Here is a 15,097-nt window from a genome sequence, read left to right as displayed (position 1 = left end):
GCTTGTGCATTAGTAAGTAATTTTATAGAAGTTTCTAAGTAGTTGTGCAATAAATTATCTAGTTATACCAAATTGGCGTAGGAGTCTTGTTTCAAAATTCTGGACTAGGCTATTAATCAATGGTTTTAATCCAAAATCCAAAATTGGTATTAGGCAAGGGAAGAGGGTTTGGAGAAGATATATAGCGATTTTAGTCGTATGTAAAAATGGCTAAATCTAAATATTTATGCATAGGTAATTATTAGTTTTTTATCAGCTTTAATTCAATTAAATCGGTACATCAAAACTATTAATTATTGCCTAGCGCCGCATACAGTACCTCACGGTGAATTAGCGCCCGATCCACTAAAAACTGGATTTTTTCTGATGAAAGCGGATCGCCATTGGCATAATGCTCAATCCAAGTTTTACTAATCATATTGGCATCATCTGGCAAATTAGCTAAATCCCACCCAGGCATATCCAAGTCTTCCATTAAACGGTTTACCTTGGGATCGTAACTGAGAGCAAAACAACGACATCCTTCACTTGCTGCCATAATTAAACTGTGTAAGCGCATCCCGATCGCCATTTCTACACCGCGAAATACACCTTTTAAAAGCTGTGGCTCATCCAAAGTAAGAATTTTACTGGCATCTTTAATAGCAGGTTGAATGGCTTGGGCAATACTCAAATCTTGGGCTTTTTGAAATGGCAACAGCACAATAAAAGTTTGCGTGGCTTTTTGAAAATCCACCAATGCGCGAGTCAGATTAGCAAGGCGAGTGGGTGTAAGTTGGGGATGCGATCGCAAAGTCACCGCCACCCTCGGAGCTGGTAAATCCCAAAATCCGGGAACTGGTTTTGACTCCAACGCCCAAACCGGATCGGGTGCGAGGAGATGGGGAATTTGCCAATCAGAAAGTAAAGCCGCAGAAGCGCGATCGCGAACACTAATTTTGGTGCAACCTGCAAAAGTTAGCCGTGCCAACCAACGAGATACAGAACGCTCCAAAGGGCCAATACCCTGCGCCCAAGCAACTGTTCTCAAACCCATTTTTTGAGCTAATGCCATCATACCTCCATAGTAAAATGGGCTAACAGCACTAGTAGCATCTTGAATTAAACTACCACCGCCCCAGATTAAGGCATCGCAGGAGCGTAAAGCTTGCATTAATGGTAAAAAACTCATACGTTCATGAGCTTCTACACCATAGCGACTGTGCGTTTCTTGTGGATTACCAGAAAGAACCACAGGTGTAACATCAGATGGTAGCATTTGCAGCAAGGTTGCCAACAAAGCCTCATCACCACCATTTCCTTTACCGTAGTACCCAGACAATAGCGCCCGCATCTTAATCATTTTGGATTTTGGATTTTCAGATTATTTAACTGATATTGTGCATTAATGCAAATAGTAATATTCAAAGGAACTAGCGATCGGGTATTAGGTACTGGGAGATTTGTAGAGACGCGATTAATCGCATCTCTACAATGACAAATGACAAATGACTATTGATTAATGACGAATTATGCACGTTCTTTCGATTCCTACCTGGATTATTCATGTTTCTAGCGTAATTGAGTGGATTGTAGCCATTTGGCTGATTTGGAGATATGGTGAACTCACGAACAACCGTGCTTGGTGGGCATTGTCCTTTGGGATGTTACCAGCTTTGATAAGTGCGATGTGTGCCTGTACCTGGCACTATTTCGACAATGCAGAATCACTCGAATGGTTGGTAACGCTACAAGCTAGCATGACTTTAGTTGGTAATTTCACACTGTGGGCTGCCGCTGTATGGATTTGGCGTTCTACTAAAACTAGTGATGTTACCAATAAATTAGCTTCCACAGAACCACTCGAATCAAAGTAATAATTAACTATCACGTAAATTTCAACTTTATAACAATGATTTCTAAAGAAACCCTATTTATCCTGTCACTGTTTCCCTATTTGGGTTTCTTGTGGTTTATTAGCCGAGTCAAGCAAATGCCACGTTTGGCACTGTATGGGTTTTATTGCACTCTCGTTTTTGTTGCTGTCACTATTCCGGCAGGGATTTACGCTCAACTGCATTATGGTAAATCTTTGGCAAACGTAGATTGGTTGCACGGAAGTGCAGAATCTTTTTTAGTGCTTTCTAATATCTTAGTCGTGCTAGGTTTTCGGCACGCTGTGATGAAGATGAAAGAGACTGAGGATTAGGGGCTAGGAAGAAGACAAGGGGACAAGAAGACGTGGGGACACGGGGAGGGGGAGACAAGAGGACAACTAACCACTAAATACGGTACAGACGGGTTTAGAAGATAAATTATCAGTTTGAATGGCAAGATAATCAGCAAAACCCGTCCCTACTACCTACTAACTACTGTACGGGCGGGTTTAAAAGAGAAATATGTCGGTTCTAACCCAAAGTTAATCAATAAAACGCCCCTGTCAACCACTAACTACCATCTACTAACTACTTTGAGGACAATTATGGAAGTTATTCCAGCAATAGATTTACTAGAAGGTCGCTGTGTACGACTTTATCAAGGAGACTACTCGCGATCGCAAGTTTTTAGCGAAAATCCTGCGGATGTAGCTAAACAGTGGGTAGAACAAGGCGCTACTAGACTCCACCTAGTTGATTTAGATGGTGCAAAAGCGGGTAAACCTGTCAACCTAGAGGCAATTGAAGCGATCGCTCAAGCTGTTTCTGTACCGATCGAAGTTGGTGGAGGATTGCGAACAAAAGAAAGCGCCCAACAGTTGTTTAATTTGGGTGTAGAATGGGCAATTTTGGGAACCATTGCTGTAGAACAACCGCAGTTAGTACAACAACTCTGCCAAGAATTTCCCGGACAGATCATTATCGGCATTGATGCTCGTAACGGCAAAGTCGCAACTCGCGGCTGGTTAGAAACCTCAGAAGTTATTGCTACCCAACTTGCTATGCAAATGCAAGAATTGGGAGCAGCAGCAGTAATTTACACCGATATCCATCGTGACGGAACCCTCACAGGGCCAAATATAAACGCTTTGCGTGAACTTGCTAACTCAGTAGATATTCCGATCATCGCTTCTGGTGGTGTGAGTTCCGTAACGGATTTATTGAGTTTGCTAGCCTTAGAACCTCAAGGTGTAACTGGTGCGATCGTTGGTCGTGCCTTGTATACTGGTGACATTCTCCTCAAAGAAGCATTGCGGGCTGTTGGTTCTGGGCGTATTCAGGATATACCTCCGAATCTAGATTTTTCAGCATTTGCTTAGTGGAAGGGATTAGGGGCTAGGAAAGAAGTACCAGGGGCAAGAACGTGAATCACCATTCTCCGTGTCCCCGCGTCCCTTTGTCCCCGTGTCCTCTTCTTCCCAATCCCCATCCGTTAATTTTTTTATTTTCCGGATTAGTAATTACCTGCGTTGTAGTTCAAGTTGTAGAGATTACAACGCAACTAATTTATATGACTCGTAAAAAACCCCCCATTACCAGTAAACCTCGAACTGAATCAGGTAGCACTAACTTCCGATCTGAGAATAATCAAAAACACAACCAACAAAAGCCAAAAACAGCTTAGGGGTTTGGAAAAAATGCTGTACATCTAAATTTTGATGATGAAGACGGCAAGATATATTTTTTGATTTTTAATTTCTAGCTTAAATTCTCTACTTTATAGCTTGAGTTTTTAATTTTTATCATGGGTTTCCTCTGTTGTAGAGACGTTAATAGCGTCTCTATTTTTATATTTTGTAACAAAACTCATTAAAACTTAGCCAAAATGCAGATTTATTTAGAATATTAATTTAAAACAGCAATAAAAATCATGTTATTAGTATTGTTATTATGCTTCAAAACCAAGCCCACCTCCTTTACCAATTAAAGACAGACGAATCAAAACAGAACCTGGTTTAATTTCTGATAAAAATTAACCTAGTATCCATAAAAAATGAAGTAAATAATTTCCTCGAAAAAAGCTTTTAGTATTAAAAAATATAGCTATAATTCTATCTATAATTAATTGTAAATAGAGTTTTAAAATTGTATTTTTTATAATCAAATATTAATTACTATGAATATTAAAAAACTAATAAATTATATAGAAAATAAAATTTATGATTATTGTTGGGCATCATATTTAAATTACCTTATCTCTTTCCCCTCTCCTTGCTACGCACACTTTGCGATCTGCCATTCTGGTGGGGAGACAGTACCGGGGTAAACCAGCGCTATTGGTTAGGATTTCTAACACCATATCTACCTTCTGGAAAGCCGCCCCTCTCGACTGTGCCGAGCTTTCAGGCGCTTCGCGAAGCAAGCGTTTCTAAAAGTAGCGACGCACTTGGTACACACCTATTTAACTTTGCCTTTGCGAGTTAACATCATAACTTGGTGATATCCAGGCAAAATTTCTTACATCATCAGTGTCTCTGAAATTTAAGTAGCTTTTTCAGATTATGTTGACATAAAACAAATTTCTCTGGACTTGATAAAATGCTAAATAATAAAAGCTTTGAAAAAGTATTTGTTGCACGCTTAGTTTATAATTGTAGAGTGTGCTGTCATCTAGGTTACGAAAAATTGAAAATATAACCAACTTATAATCGAGTAGTTGCACTGAGATTAGTCACTTATATTGATACAATAAAAATTGCAGCATTGTTGTGATATCGATGTACACGAGTGAATCAACTAAGTATCCTCCCACGACCGACATCGGCCAAAGAAATCGTATTTTGGTTGTTGAAGATGAAGAACTCATCCGGGAAATGCTAGTCTTAGCCCTGGAAGAGGAAGGTTATGGGGTAGTAACGGCTACGGACGGTCGCTCAACTGTAGAACAACTGAAAAATTTTGAAACCAATTCAGGAGAACCTGCCTTTGATTTGATTATTCTTGATTTAATGCTGCCTCAAATCAATGGTTTAGATATTTGCCGCTTGCTTCGTTACCAAGGCAATCCAGTACCAATTTTGATGCTAAGTGCTAAAGGTAGTGAAACTGACCGCGTTTTAGGGTTAGAAGTAGGAGCAGATGATTACCTGACAAAGCCTTTTAGTATGAGGGAATTGGTGGCTCGTTGTCGCGCTTTACTACGCCGCCAACGCTTGAGTAGTTTGCCTCAACTCCCAGTATTGCAGTACAAAGATATTACATTGTATCCGCAAGAGTGTCGGGTGCTAGTTCGTGCTCAGGAGGTGAATCTGTCTCCAAAGGAGTTTCGTCTTTTAGAACTCTTTATGAGTTATGCTCGTAGAGTTTGGTCGCGGGAACAACTGCTCGATCAAGTTTGGGGGCCGGATTTTGTTGGAGATAGTAAAACTGTGGATGTTCATATCCGTTGGTTACGTGAAAAATTAGAGCAAGACCCGAGCCATCCCGAATATATTGTGACTGTGCGTGGTTTTGGTTATCGATTTGGATAGTTGTTAGTTATGAGTTGTGCAATAGCACTAACAACTAGTGATGTTAGTACCGGAATTTTTTTTAGGTTTGACAATTGGACTTGGGTTTTGGCTTTGGTACAAAATACAAGTGTACCGCCTCTTGGGAAGAATACCGCCCTCGTTGAAATCCCAGTCTTCTGAGGTAACACTACCGCTTATTCCACGCTTGCGATCTGAAATTACTTCGTTAAAGGAGCAGCAGGAAGAATTACAACAAGATCTGCAAAATTACAAAAACTTGCTAGAGATGGCACCAGTGGGATATTTGCAGGTGGATGAAGAAAATCAGCTGCTGTGGTGCAATCAACTGGCACGAGAGATGTTGTATTTACAAAGGTGGCAACCGGGACAAGTACGTTTGTTGCTAGAATTGGTGCGTTCTTATGAACTCGATCAAGTAATTGAGCAAACTCGCGATCGCCAACAATCCCAAATTCGGGAGTGGATATTTCATCCCTCTGTGGAAAACGCAGCCGCAATATTAGAGATAAAACCTCTGGCAGTACGAGCCACTAGCTTGCCTTTATCGCAAGGAAAAGTAGGAGTATTTCTAGAAAATCGCCAATCGCTCTTGGAATTAAACCAAGCACGCGATCGCGCTCTTTCTGATCTTGCCCACGAACTGCGAACGCCTTTGACTTCAATTCGTCTAGTTGTGGAAAATTTGCAAGATCGTTTGAAACCACCTTTAGATCGCTGGGTAAGCCGCCTCTTACATGAGGTTGATCGGTTAATTTATTTGGTACAAAGCTGGTTGGAACTTACCCGACTCGAAAACAACCCCTCCTTGGAATTAAATCGCCAACCTGTAGAATTGCGATCACTGATTGCCAAAGTATGGGAAACTCTAGAACCTCTAGCACAAAGCCATCAAATCCAGCTTACCTATTCTGGTTCCGAAAAACTGTGGATTAATGCCGATGAATCGCGTATTTATCAAGTTTTTCTGAACTTGCTAGACAATAGCATCAAATACAGCCCCCCTGAAGGTATCATTGCTGTGGAGGCAAAGATTTTTTGTGCAGAAAATGGCTCTAGCAGCAAAGCAAGCACGCCACTGAATGTGGAAATAAATGTTATTGACTCTGGAGTTGGTTTTTCTGAGGTAGATTTGCCCCATGTTTTTGAACGTTTTTATCGAGGAGATCAGGCACGCTCTCGCCCACAAAAAGCAGAAAATAGTTCTACAACAATTGTAGGTACTGGTTTAGGTTTGGCGATCGTGCGTCAAATTGTGCTTGCTCATGGTGGTACTATCAAAGCCATGAACCATCCCGTCACAGGTGGGGCATGGATACAGATAATACTCCCTGAGAGCGTGGCAAATTATTAATCACAAGATTATATTTAGAAGTATCTTCATGTTTGAGACTGCAAGCGTGAAAGCTCTTATTTTTGATGCTAATTCAGGAAGACCCCAGCTAACACGCGAGATCAGGCGTTTAGAGCGGGACATTTTACGTATGGGAGCTTTGGTAGAGCGATCGTTTCGCCTTAGCCACCAAGCCTTATTTGCTCGTGATTTAATAGCGGCTGAGGAACTTCCGCGTATAGATAAACAAATAGATCGCTTTTATAAACAAATAGAATCAGACTGTACAGCAATTATGACGCTGCAAGCCCCTGTGGCTCAGGATTTGCGCTGTTTGAGTGCTTTTATGCAACTGGTGCGCGATCTTGAACGCATTGGCGATTATGCAAAAGATATAGCAGAAATTGCAATTAAAATTTTTCCTTATCCACCGCATTCCTCTCTACCTGAGATTGCGCTGATGTCTCATCATGCCCAGGCGATGTTAGCAACTAGCTTGGTAGCTTTGGCCGATCTAGATGAAGTCAGCGGACGCAGTGTCAAACAAATGGACGATACTGTCGATGATGCCTATGAGTACCTTTATCAAACTTTAGCTTATCAAAAAGATGTTCCAGGGATCGTCGAGCCAATTTTACTGCTGGTACTAGTAATACGTTACTTGGAACGCATGGCAGATCATGCTACTAATATTGGTCAAAGAGTCGCGTATATCGTCACCGGTCAACGGGGTTAAATCGAAGAAGGCAGAAAGCTATAAAGATTAGATCGTAGACTTTTTTGATAATTTTTACTATGTGGTTAATTTTGCTCCACTGCTTTAGCATTATTCAAGAGTCAAAAATTTAGTTTTGACTACCGTCTCGTTTTTAAGGCGGGTATTCTGACTTCTATTGAATAATGAGACCTTATCATCAAATTCCTATTCAAGAGTGTGGTGAACCTCTTGTACCTATTCCCCTCAAAAAATTTGCAGTCGAATCTCCCCATCCTTATGAAAAGCTGGGTGCGCCTTATGGCGAACATTCCCCTTATTTTCTACGCCAAAGCGTAGTTGATTATTTGATAGCAGCGCAAAATTACCTGCAAAGACTACGCCCTGATTGGCATATTCAAATATTTGATGCCTATCGCCCCGTAACCGTGCAGCAGTTTATGGTTAATTACGCCTTTGACGAAGCTTTGCACGACAGGGGACTTATTGGCATTGAGTTATCAGAAATTCAACGCCAGGAAATTTGGCAGGAAGTTTATAAAATCTGGGCTGAACCCAGTTTAGATGAAAAAACACCACCTCCTCACAGTACTGGTGCAGCTGTAGATGTAACGCTGGTAGATGATACGGGAAAAATTATTGATATGGGTTCGCCGATTGATGAATTATCCGAGCGATCGCTCCCCGATTACTATCTCAACAGCGATCATGCACAGGCACAGCAGTATCATGCTAACCGTTGGCTCTTGTTGGATGTGATGGAAAAAGCTGGATTTAAACGCAATCCCCGCGAGTGGTGGCATTTTTCCTTTGGGGATCAAATGTGGGCTTGGTTAAATAATCAAATTAATCCAGATGCAAAGTTTGTAGCACGGTACGGTCGATTAGTTTAGGTTTGCTTTTCTAAACTTTGGAGATATTGTGCGTATTCAATTTGGAATTCTAGAGCAAATTTAAAGTCTGTAGAACGTTCTGATAATGCTTCGACAACTGCTTCTTTACTGGTTTGTGTTAAAGCAATCACTTGGGGCTGGTGAGGGAGGCGAAACTGAGTGTGGTCGTGAAAGATAATAGTAACAATTGTGCCGATCGCTTCTCCTTCCAATGTAGTAATTTTACTCCACATCCATCGCTGCTGTTCGGTTTGATCTATGTTGCCCCACTCTCTTGAGATGTTAAAATCGCCAGGGAACCAGGGTGACGGATATAATTCAACCTGTTTAAGCTGTTGATGAATAGGTCGAAATAGCTTATAGCAATAGGCACCATAAGCCATATCACCAGCTTTGCTGAAAGCATCTAACAACTTATCTCTATTTTTTAAGCTGTGGGAGTACAACCAGCAAAGGTATGAAAATCATGAATAACCTCTTTCCTCAGGTGCGCCTTCGTTGGAGACTCACGTATATTTAGATTGGTCAAAATTGGAATAACATAACTGAGAGGTCAACACCTGGCTAGAAAAAATATCCCATGACTACAGTGACAGTGCAAGAAATCGCCCTCTTTCGCTCACAATTGGCAGATGATCCTAGAGCAATGGAAGCATTGGACATGATCGAAGATTGTGAGGGCGATTTGGAAGATGCAGCAATGACGTTAGCTATTCGGGTAGGGCAAGAACCAGAAAGAGCAAATTCAGAGTGGTTAGATGCCTTAGCAAGAAAGTGGCGGGCTGTGATTTGCGAACAAGGATTCCGTGAAGACTTGCTCAATGGATCAGTCAAGGGGATAATTGAGCGTTTAAATACAATGCCGACGTTTCCGAAAATTTTAGCCACACCAGTCTTAATGTATATTCTCAAGCAAGGTATAAACAATTTTTGTGAGCCACTGGATGCATTGTTGGAGTAAATGGTTTAGAACTCCGAGCACTGATACCCTGGTAATTAAGGCAAAACTGATTTCAAACAAATCTTAAGTTATATCCAGTTATACCAATGAATTACCTTATTGCCGTATTATCAGACCGCATCCAAGCAGAAGCAGCTTACTTAGCCTTAGAAAAAGAAGGCATAAAAGGCACAATTTTAGGTAAAGGCTACAAATCAGCTGATGAATTTGGCTTAATCGATCCTAAAGAACCAGCTAAAAAGCAAGCCAGGCTAATGGCATTCTGGCTCATACCCTTTGGATTTTTTGCAGGAACGACTTTCAGCATTATTACGGGGTTGAATACCTTTGCTTGGGCAGGTGAAATTGGCAATCACATCATTGGAGGATTGTTAGGAGCTGGTAGTGGTGCTTTGGGTAGCCTATTCGTAGGTGGTGGAATTGGCTTGATCGCTGGTAGTGGTGATGCTTTACCGTACCGCAACCGCTTGAATGAAGGTAAATACTTAATAGCGGTTCAAGGTTCTGAAACTCTGATCCGCCAAGCAAATCGCATTTTACGTCAATATGAGCCAGAAAATATCCAAGGTTACCAAGGATAGTTAATGGTTAAGAAGGCAGATGGCAGATGGAAAGGCTTAGAGCAAGAACGTGATTGAGATTTTCCTTTTTATGTCTTATTTATTACACAGTTTATTGCCGACTATTTAATAGTTACAGCAATTAACAGTTAATAATTAAGTAAGCGGACATAATTAAATGTAAAATGGCGACTTCTAGAAAGCGGGTAGAAACAGCCTTTTACCCTCTGCCTACCTACGGTAGACGCGGAGCGACTTCTGCAAGTAGCCGTACCTTCGGAAGCCGCTTCGCGTCTACCGCGTCTACTGCCTACTGCCTTCTACTCTAACAACTAACAATTTACATAATGCTGCCAAGGGAAGAAATTTTAAAAGGTGTTGAAAATCGAGATGCTTTAGCTCGTGTCATCGATCAAGCCGAACAAGCCATTAAAACTTGGGAAGTGGTTTTGACAGATTTTCTGTCTCCACCAGAGTTGGCAGAAATTCAGCAAGTATTTGGTCGATTAACAGAAGTACAATTACTGGCGTGGGGAGGATATCCCCAAGCAGAACGCCAAAGAATAGCGATTGCTCGTTCTGAACTTCCTGTTGATCTATCTCAAGTCGCGATCGCCATACTAGATATTGCTGGCAATTTTCTATTTGATACCGCTACTCACCGCGACTTTTTAGGTGCAATGCTAGGAACTGGTATTGTTCGCGAAAAAACAGGGGATATTATTGTCTTGGGCGAACGTGGAGCACAGGCAATAGTCGTACCAGAATTAGTAGACTTTTTAGAGATGAACCTCAAGCAGGTGCGATCGGTTCCTGTGAAAACTCAGCGTATTGATTTAAGCGAATTAAAGGTACGGGAACCAAAGAAAAAAGAATTAACCACCGTGGAGGCATCTTTGCGCTTAGATGCGATCGCCTCGGCTGGATTTAGTATGTCTCGCAGTAAAATGGTGGAATTAATAGATGCAGGTGATGTACGAGTGAATTGGAAAGACATCACTCAAGCTAGTTCTCAAGTTAAAACAGGTGACTTAATAGCGATTCGTGGCAAAGGACGTTTAGAAGTTGGTGATATTGCTATTACCAAGAAAGATAGATATCGCGTCCAACTTACACGGTATATGTAGGAGTTAGGAGTTAGTAGAGGCGGGTGTAGGAGATAAATTATCTTTTTTAACCGTTCATATAATCAACAAAACCCGCACGGCAGCCGCTACAACCGGGGGAACCCAACGCCAGGTGACGCCAGGTGCTACAACGCGGGAAACCCGCAAGGGCGCACTGGCTCCGCAACGCGCTGCCTCCCCTACAGTAATTGGTAATTAGTAGACAGTAATATAGTAAGTCGGTATACTAACCACCAATGATTATCTAATAACTAACCACTAACCACTCTCACGCCTTAAATTGTTTTTCCAAAATATTCACTAGAGTTGTCCGTGGAACAAAACCAGCTAATTTAGTGATTAAATGAGTCGTTAAACCACCAATTACTACCGTAGAGTCACCTCTTTCTAAAGCTTTTAGTGTTTCCTGCACAACCTCTTTTGCTGTAGATATCTTATTTGTTTTTCCTGCCAAAGCTGGAGGAAATTTAGCTTCAGTAAAAAAATTTGTTTCAACTGGCCCCGGACAAGAGACTAGAATGCGGATACCATAGTGGCGATTTTCTGCCCACAGTGCTTCACTAAAATTACGAACAAAAGCTTTGCTAGCGGCATAAACAGAAAGGTATGGTATTGGTTGAAATGCAGCTAAAGAAGATACATTGATGATGCTACCTGAGCGGCGTTGGCGCATCAAAGGTAGAAATTTATGAGTTAAATCGACTAATGCCAAAATATTCAGTTGTACCATCTTAATTTGCCTTTCTTCGTCTGTTTCAGCAAAGTCCCCATAATCAGCAAAACCAGCATTGTTAATTAATAAGTCAATCGTCAATCCTTTTTGTTGAGTGAAATCAAACACAGCACTAGTAGCGCCTGTTTCTGCTAAATCTTTAACTATAATGTCAACTTGAATTTGATATTTTTCTTGTAGTTCTTTTGCCAGTTCGTTTAACTTTTCTTCAGAACGAGCAACCAGTACAAGATTTGTATTGCGTGTAGCTAGTTCCTCTGCAAAAGCTTTTCCAATTCCACCAGAGGCTCCTGTAATTAAAGCAGTCGGCATTATCGGTACTAAAATAATTTGTTAATTACTGTACAGATATTAACAATATTAGTTGGAAGTTTGACCCGCCCAGAGTCATATACCCAAAAAGGCAAAGCTGAACTGGGTTATTTATATATTTTTCGTTACTGACGGGAATACTAAAATCATAAAATATTGAGTTTTTTATGTACCGTCTCGAAAAGCAAGCTTTTGAAATATTGGGTACTGAAGTTGAAAAATGTAGTAATGATAGCGAGATTGGCAAAACTGAACGCCAAATCGTTATGAAACGTTTAGAAAAACTGCGGTGAGAAAAAGGTTATCCTGCTAATGCAGATGAACTGCGCGATACAGTTGTAGATGTATTTCCCCACTTCAGCGAAAAGGTTATCAAGCAAGCTGCGCGCGCTAATCAGCCTTCTACTATTTTCAGCAAAATAAAATGGGTGACTATTTTAGTCACAACTGTCACTGGCTCTGTTTGGGTAGTAAATTTACCCTATCCGATGATTCGCTGGCCTGTTGCCAAAACAGCACCAATTTTGCTACTACCTAGTTTTATAAGCATGGATCGTAACTATCGTGGGACAGTCAACTACGTTGAACAAGCAGATCAGCTCATCAACAAAGCTACAAGCCAAGCTGATATTGAGTATGGTGCAGACAAAGTGAAAGAGCACAAAAGCATCTAGATCATTTACCCGTTTGGTTTTTGGGATACTATCCTCAAGCTTACTGTCGCTTCTTTAGTTGCACTTGGAAGTTTACTTTGGATGAGTTTGAAGACGCCCGTCGTAGAGTAGCACGGATGGATGCAAAAGTTTTTCAAGAAAAAAATGCTTTTACGCTCTTAATAGAAGCAGAAAATGTTCTGGGGGTTGCAAAGCAGCAATACGAACAAGCCAAGAATGCACAAGAACAAAAGAAAGCGATCGCATCTATGCAAGCGGCGCTGGATACCCTAGAGCAAATACCTAGAGAAACACTAGCAGGAAAAACGGCACAAGTAAAGCTATCAGCTTACGAGCGCGATTTTGGTAAAGTCACTAATAATATTACAGGGAATAGGCAGACAGAGTCATTAATTGAGGCTGCAAAAGTATTTGCCTTAAAAGCTGCACAAGTTTTACAAAATCCACCCCATCTAGGCCAAAAATGGCAACAAGCAGAAAAATTGTGGTTGGAAGCAATTGAACGACTACAAAAAATTCAAGTAGGAGAACCGCTATATTTGGAAGCACAAAAGCTACTGGCTGCATATCAGAGCAACTTAGGGATTGTGCAATCTCGCAAGCAAGCAGAAACTGAGTCAACCCAAGCCCTCAATAAAGCTAACGAGCAAATCCAAAGACTGGTTGCTTACCCTCCCACAGATCGCAATCAATTTAAAGGTGAGTTAATGGGAATTATCAATGAACTAAAAACTGTTAAACCAGGGACAAGTGCCTACGCAGAAGCACAACAACTGCTCATCTCAGCACAACAAAGGTTGCAACAGTAGTTTTTTGTAGAAGTTGCTTTTTAGAGAAATCTATGTTATAATTACAAAGCTGCAAACGGACGTATAGCTCAGTTGGTTAGAGCGCTACGTTGACATCGTAGAGGTCACTGGTTCGAATCCAGTTACGTCCATTACATTACCAGTCAGAGTTCACGACTGTACACTGAAAAGATTATCTCGAACAATCTTAAATGTTAAATATTACTCTATAAAGATGTGGTTATTTTAAGTGGTTGAAAGAGAGCGAGATATGGTTCATAACGGTATAGACGATTGCGCTGCCAGCCAGTAATTTCTCTAAGAAATCCAAGCTCTACAAACTGCTCTACTGTTTTGCTAGCTGTAACGTAAGCGCACTGAAGATGTTCTTCTACTAGCCTGACAGTAACTATGGGTTGCTGAAAGAGAAAGTCTAATAAACGCAAACCGTAATTACTGCTAGAAATTTTCTGACCGATGATTTCCCGGTGAATCTCACGTAGGTTAAGAATTGAGCGGGCGGTTGTAGTTGCAGACTGACTAACCTCAAAAACGCCTCGCAAGAAAAATTTTAACCACCCTTCCCAATCTCCATCCGTACGGATAGCCATAAGTCGGTCATAGTATTCTATTCTATGAGCTTTCAGATAGTGACTGAGGTATAAAAGAGGCCGCTGTAAAATTCCTCGCTCACATAGTAAAAAGGTAATTAACAAGCGTCCAATACGCCCATTACCATCTAAAAACGGGTGGATAGTCTCAAACTGCGCGTGAGCTAGCCCACATAGGATAAGTACAGGGAAAGATTTTGTATCATGCAGAAATTTCTCCAGGTTGTCTAAAGCTTGGTTCATCTCTGTAATTGGCGGTGGAATGAAAGAAGCAGTAGCTAAGTTACAACCTGTTGCACCAATCCAATTCTGACTTGTACGAAACTCACCAGGAGTCCGATCGCCTCCCCTTACTCCGTCAACTAAGTGGGCGTGGATCTCTCGAATTAGGCGCAGACAAAGCGGAAATTCCTTTAGGCGTTCCAACCCATAATTCATGGCTCGGATATAATTGACTACCTCTTCTACATCTTTGGGAATTTCCTGATTTTTGACATCGATTTCAAACTGAAGTACGTCTTCTAAGGTGCTTTGAGTTCCTTCAATCTGCGAACTCAGTACTGCTTCTTGACGGACATACATGGCTACAAACAAGTCAGGATTGGGGAGAATGGAGGTAGAACCATCAAGTCTGCCTAAGGCGCGATCGGCATCGGATAGCAGACGGATCAGTTCTGAATCATCCATCTTTATAGGCGGATCTGGAGGTAAGGGAGCCGGGATAAATGCACTGTAGCCCTCAACTTGTTTTACATATCGACCACTTCGCATAATATAACCAGATGAGTAAGAGTCTTATTTTAGTGCTGTGAAATAAGCCAGCAAGTTTTAAATCTTATTTTATTTATAGCCTATTTTATAAAATAAGATTTGGGCTTGCCTCCCGTTACCCTTGATCGCGCCGCTTATTCCAAATTGAATCCGTGGCGCTCGCTCCCGCTGAACCTAAACCTTAAATGAGCGATCGCGCTAAAGACTCAGCAAGTCATCATTGCTTTTGAAAT

The 15,097-nt window shown here is 41.2% G+C and carries 18 protein-coding genes and 1 tRNA gene; 15 read left to right on the top strand and 4 right to left on the bottom strand.

Annotation, left to right across the window (positions count from 1 at the left end):
* Nucleotides 1-289: 289 nt before the first annotated feature.
* Nucleotides 290-1,333, bottom strand: coding sequence for a polysaccharide pyruvyl transferase CsaB (gene csaB, locus U2718_RS04025; protein ID WP_341995727.1), 1,044 nt, complete (start codon nt 1,331-1,333; stop codon nt 290-292).
* A 178-nt stretch (nt 1,334-1,511) separates the two neighbouring features.
* Here csaB and U2718_RS04020 point away from each other — a divergent pair, with 178 nt between their 5' ends.
* From U2718_RS04020 to U2718_RS03990, 7 genes are all read left to right on the top strand, one after another.
* Nucleotides 1,512-1,856: a DUF2499 domain-containing protein gene (locus U2718_RS04020; protein WP_341995307.1), complete on the top strand. Its 345-nt coding sequence runs from the start codon at nt 1,512-1,514 to the stop codon at nt 1,854-1,856.
* Between the two features lie 35 nt (nt 1,857-1,891).
* Entirely contained in the window at nt 1,892-2,188 is a 297-nt protein-coding gene (locus tag U2718_RS04015; RefSeq protein WP_341995306.1) for a DUF3593 domain-containing protein, read from the top strand.
* 273 nt (nt 2,189-2,461) lie between these two features.
* On the top strand, nt 2,462-3,235 hold the full coding sequence (gene hisA / locus U2718_RS04010; RefSeq protein ID WP_341995304.1) for a 1-(5-phosphoribosyl)-5-[(5-phosphoribosylamino)methylideneamino]imidazole-4-carboxamide isomerase: 774 nt from the start codon (nt 2,462-2,464) through the stop codon (nt 3,233-3,235).
* A 1,398-nt stretch (nt 3,236-4,633) separates the two neighbouring features.
* Nucleotides 4,634-5,386, top strand: a complete 753-nt coding sequence (locus tag U2718_RS04005; RefSeq protein WP_289791356.1) for a winged helix-turn-helix domain-containing protein — start codon at nt 4,634-4,636, stop codon at nt 5,384-5,386.
* 40 nt (nt 5,387-5,426) lie between these two features.
* Entirely contained in the window at nt 5,427-6,740 is a 1,314-nt protein-coding gene (locus U2718_RS04000; protein WP_341995301.1) for a sensor histidine kinase, read from the top strand.
* Nucleotides 6,741-6,768: 28 nt separating this feature from the next.
* Nucleotides 6,769-7,455, top strand: coding sequence for a phosphate signaling complex protein PhoU (phoU, locus tag U2718_RS03995; RefSeq protein ID WP_341995300.1), 687 nt, complete (start codon nt 6,769-6,771; stop codon nt 7,453-7,455).
* Nucleotides 7,456-7,619: 164 nt separating this feature from the next.
* Complete coding sequence (locus tag U2718_RS03990) at nt 7,620-8,327, top strand: M15 family metallopeptidase (RefSeq protein WP_341995298.1); 708 nt, start codon at nt 7,620-7,622, stop codon at nt 8,325-8,327.
* Here U2718_RS03990 and U2718_RS03985 read toward each other — a convergent pair.
* Nucleotides 8,324-8,773, bottom strand: coding sequence for a DUF6022 family protein (locus U2718_RS03985; protein ID WP_341995296.1), 450 nt, complete (start codon nt 8,771-8,773; stop codon nt 8,324-8,326). The two genes, U2718_RS03990 and U2718_RS03985, sit on opposite strands and share 4 nt — an antisense overlap.
* A gap of 134 nt (nt 8,774-8,907) precedes the next feature.
* Here U2718_RS03985 and U2718_RS03980 point away from each other — a divergent pair, with 134 nt between their 5' ends.
* From U2718_RS03980 to U2718_RS03965, 4 genes are all read left to right on the top strand, one after another.
* Entirely contained in the window at nt 8,908-9,288 is a 381-nt protein-coding gene (locus U2718_RS03980; protein ID WP_341995294.1) for a hypothetical protein, read from the top strand.
* 86 nt (nt 9,289-9,374) lie between these two features.
* Nucleotides 9,375-9,869 carry a hypothetical protein gene (locus tag U2718_RS03975; RefSeq protein ID WP_341995293.1) on the top strand — a complete coding sequence of 165 codons (495 nt, stop codon included), beginning with the start codon at nt 9,375-9,377 and terminating at the stop codon, nt 9,867-9,869.
* A gap of 164 nt (nt 9,870-10,033) precedes the next feature.
* A complete protein-coding gene (locus U2718_RS03970) occupies nt 10,034-10,177 on the top strand; it encodes a hypothetical protein (protein ID WP_341995291.1) in 144 nt (47 codons plus the stop codon).
* Nucleotides 10,178-10,195: 18 nt separating this feature from the next.
* On the top strand, nt 10,196-10,975 hold the full coding sequence (locus U2718_RS03965) for a photosystem II S4 domain protein (protein WP_341995289.1): 780 nt from the start codon (nt 10,196-10,198) through the stop codon (nt 10,973-10,975).
* 268 nt (nt 10,976-11,243) lie between these two features.
* Here the strand turns inward: U2718_RS03965 and U2718_RS03960 are convergent, their stop codons facing one another.
* A complete protein-coding gene (locus U2718_RS03960; RefSeq protein WP_341995287.1) occupies nt 11,244-12,020 on the bottom strand; it encodes an SDR family oxidoreductase in 777 nt (258 codons plus the stop codon).
* 167 nt (nt 12,021-12,187) lie between these two features.
* On the opposite strand from U2718_RS03960, the gene U2718_RS03955 reads away from it, so the two are divergent.
* From U2718_RS03955 to U2718_RS03940, 4 genes are all read left to right on the top strand, one after another.
* Nucleotides 12,188-12,313 carry a hypothetical protein gene (locus U2718_RS03955; RefSeq protein ID WP_341995285.1) on the top strand — a complete coding sequence of 42 codons (126 nt, stop codon included), beginning with the start codon at nt 12,188-12,190 and terminating at the stop codon, nt 12,311-12,313.
* A gap of 135 nt (nt 12,314-12,448) precedes the next feature.
* Nucleotides 12,449-12,694, top strand: coding sequence for a hypothetical protein (locus tag U2718_RS03950; RefSeq protein ID WP_341995283.1), 246 nt, complete (start codon nt 12,449-12,451; stop codon nt 12,692-12,694).
* 77 nt (nt 12,695-12,771) lie between these two features.
* Nucleotides 12,772-13,503, top strand: a complete 732-nt coding sequence (locus U2718_RS03945; RefSeq protein WP_411813222.1) for a hypothetical protein — start codon at nt 12,772-12,774, stop codon at nt 13,501-13,503.
* Nucleotides 13,504-13,560: 57 nt separating this feature from the next.
* A tRNA-Val gene (locus U2718_RS03940) sits at nt 13,561-13,634 on the top strand.
* Between the two features lie 75 nt (nt 13,635-13,709).
* Here U2718_RS03940 and U2718_RS03935 read toward each other — a convergent pair.
* Nucleotides 13,710-14,864, bottom strand: coding sequence for a Fic family protein (locus tag U2718_RS03935; RefSeq protein ID WP_341995280.1), 1,155 nt, complete (start codon nt 14,862-14,864; stop codon nt 13,710-13,712).
* Nucleotides 14,865-15,097 lie beyond the last annotated feature (233 nt).

The organism is Chlorogloeopsis sp. ULAP02, from assembly GCF_038404745.2.
Lineage (GTDB): Bacteria > Cyanobacteriota > Cyanobacteriia > Cyanobacteriales > Nostocaceae > Chlorogloeopsis.
Note: the sequence above shows the minus strand (reverse complement) of the source record. Positions and strands in the feature narration are given on the sequence as shown.

Coding starts and splice junctions, on each gene's coding strand:
- U2718_RS03990 (WP_341995298.1), top strand. CDS start 7,620: ATGAGACCTTATCATCAAATTCCTATTCAAGAGTGTGGTGAACCTCTT.
- hisA (WP_341995304.1), top strand. CDS start 2,462: ATGGAAGTTATTCCAGCAATAGATTTACTAGAAGGTCGCTGTGTACGA.
- csaB (WP_341995727.1), bottom strand. CDS start 1,333: ATGCGGGCGCTATTGTCTGGGTACTACGGTAAAGGAAATGGTGGTGAT.
- U2718_RS03935 (WP_341995280.1), bottom strand. CDS start 14,864: ATGCGAAGTGGTCGATATGTAAAACAAGTTGAGGGCTACAGTGCATTT.
- U2718_RS03955 (WP_341995285.1), top strand. CDS start 12,188: ATGTACCGTCTCGAAAAGCAAGCTTTTGAAATATTGGGTACTGAAGTT.
- U2718_RS04000 (WP_341995301.1), top strand. CDS start 5,427: ATGTTAGTACCGGAATTTTTTTTAGGTTTGACAATTGGACTTGGGTTT.
- U2718_RS03980 (WP_341995294.1), top strand. CDS start 8,908: ATGACTACAGTGACAGTGCAAGAAATCGCCCTCTTTCGCTCACAATTG.
- U2718_RS04015 (WP_341995306.1), top strand. CDS start 1,892: ATGATTTCTAAAGAAACCCTATTTATCCTGTCACTGTTTCCCTATTTG.
- U2718_RS03965 (WP_341995289.1), top strand. CDS start 10,196: ATGCTGCCAAGGGAAGAAATTTTAAAAGGTGTTGAAAATCGAGATGCT.
- phoU (WP_341995300.1), top strand. CDS start 6,769: ATGTTTGAGACTGCAAGCGTGAAAGCTCTTATTTTTGATGCTAATTCA.
- U2718_RS03975 (WP_341995293.1), top strand. CDS start 9,375: ATGAATTACCTTATTGCCGTATTATCAGACCGCATCCAAGCAGAAGCA.
- U2718_RS03960 (WP_341995287.1), bottom strand. CDS start 12,020: ATGCCGACTGCTTTAATTACAGGAGCCTCTGGTGGAATTGGAAAAGCT.
- U2718_RS04020 (WP_341995307.1), top strand. CDS start 1,512: ATGCACGTTCTTTCGATTCCTACCTGGATTATTCATGTTTCTAGCGTA.
- U2718_RS04005 (WP_289791356.1), top strand. CDS start 4,634: ATGTACACGAGTGAATCAACTAAGTATCCTCCCACGACCGACATCGGC.
- U2718_RS03970 (WP_341995291.1), top strand. CDS start 10,034: ATGGCGACTTCTAGAAAGCGGGTAGAAACAGCCTTTTACCCTCTGCCT.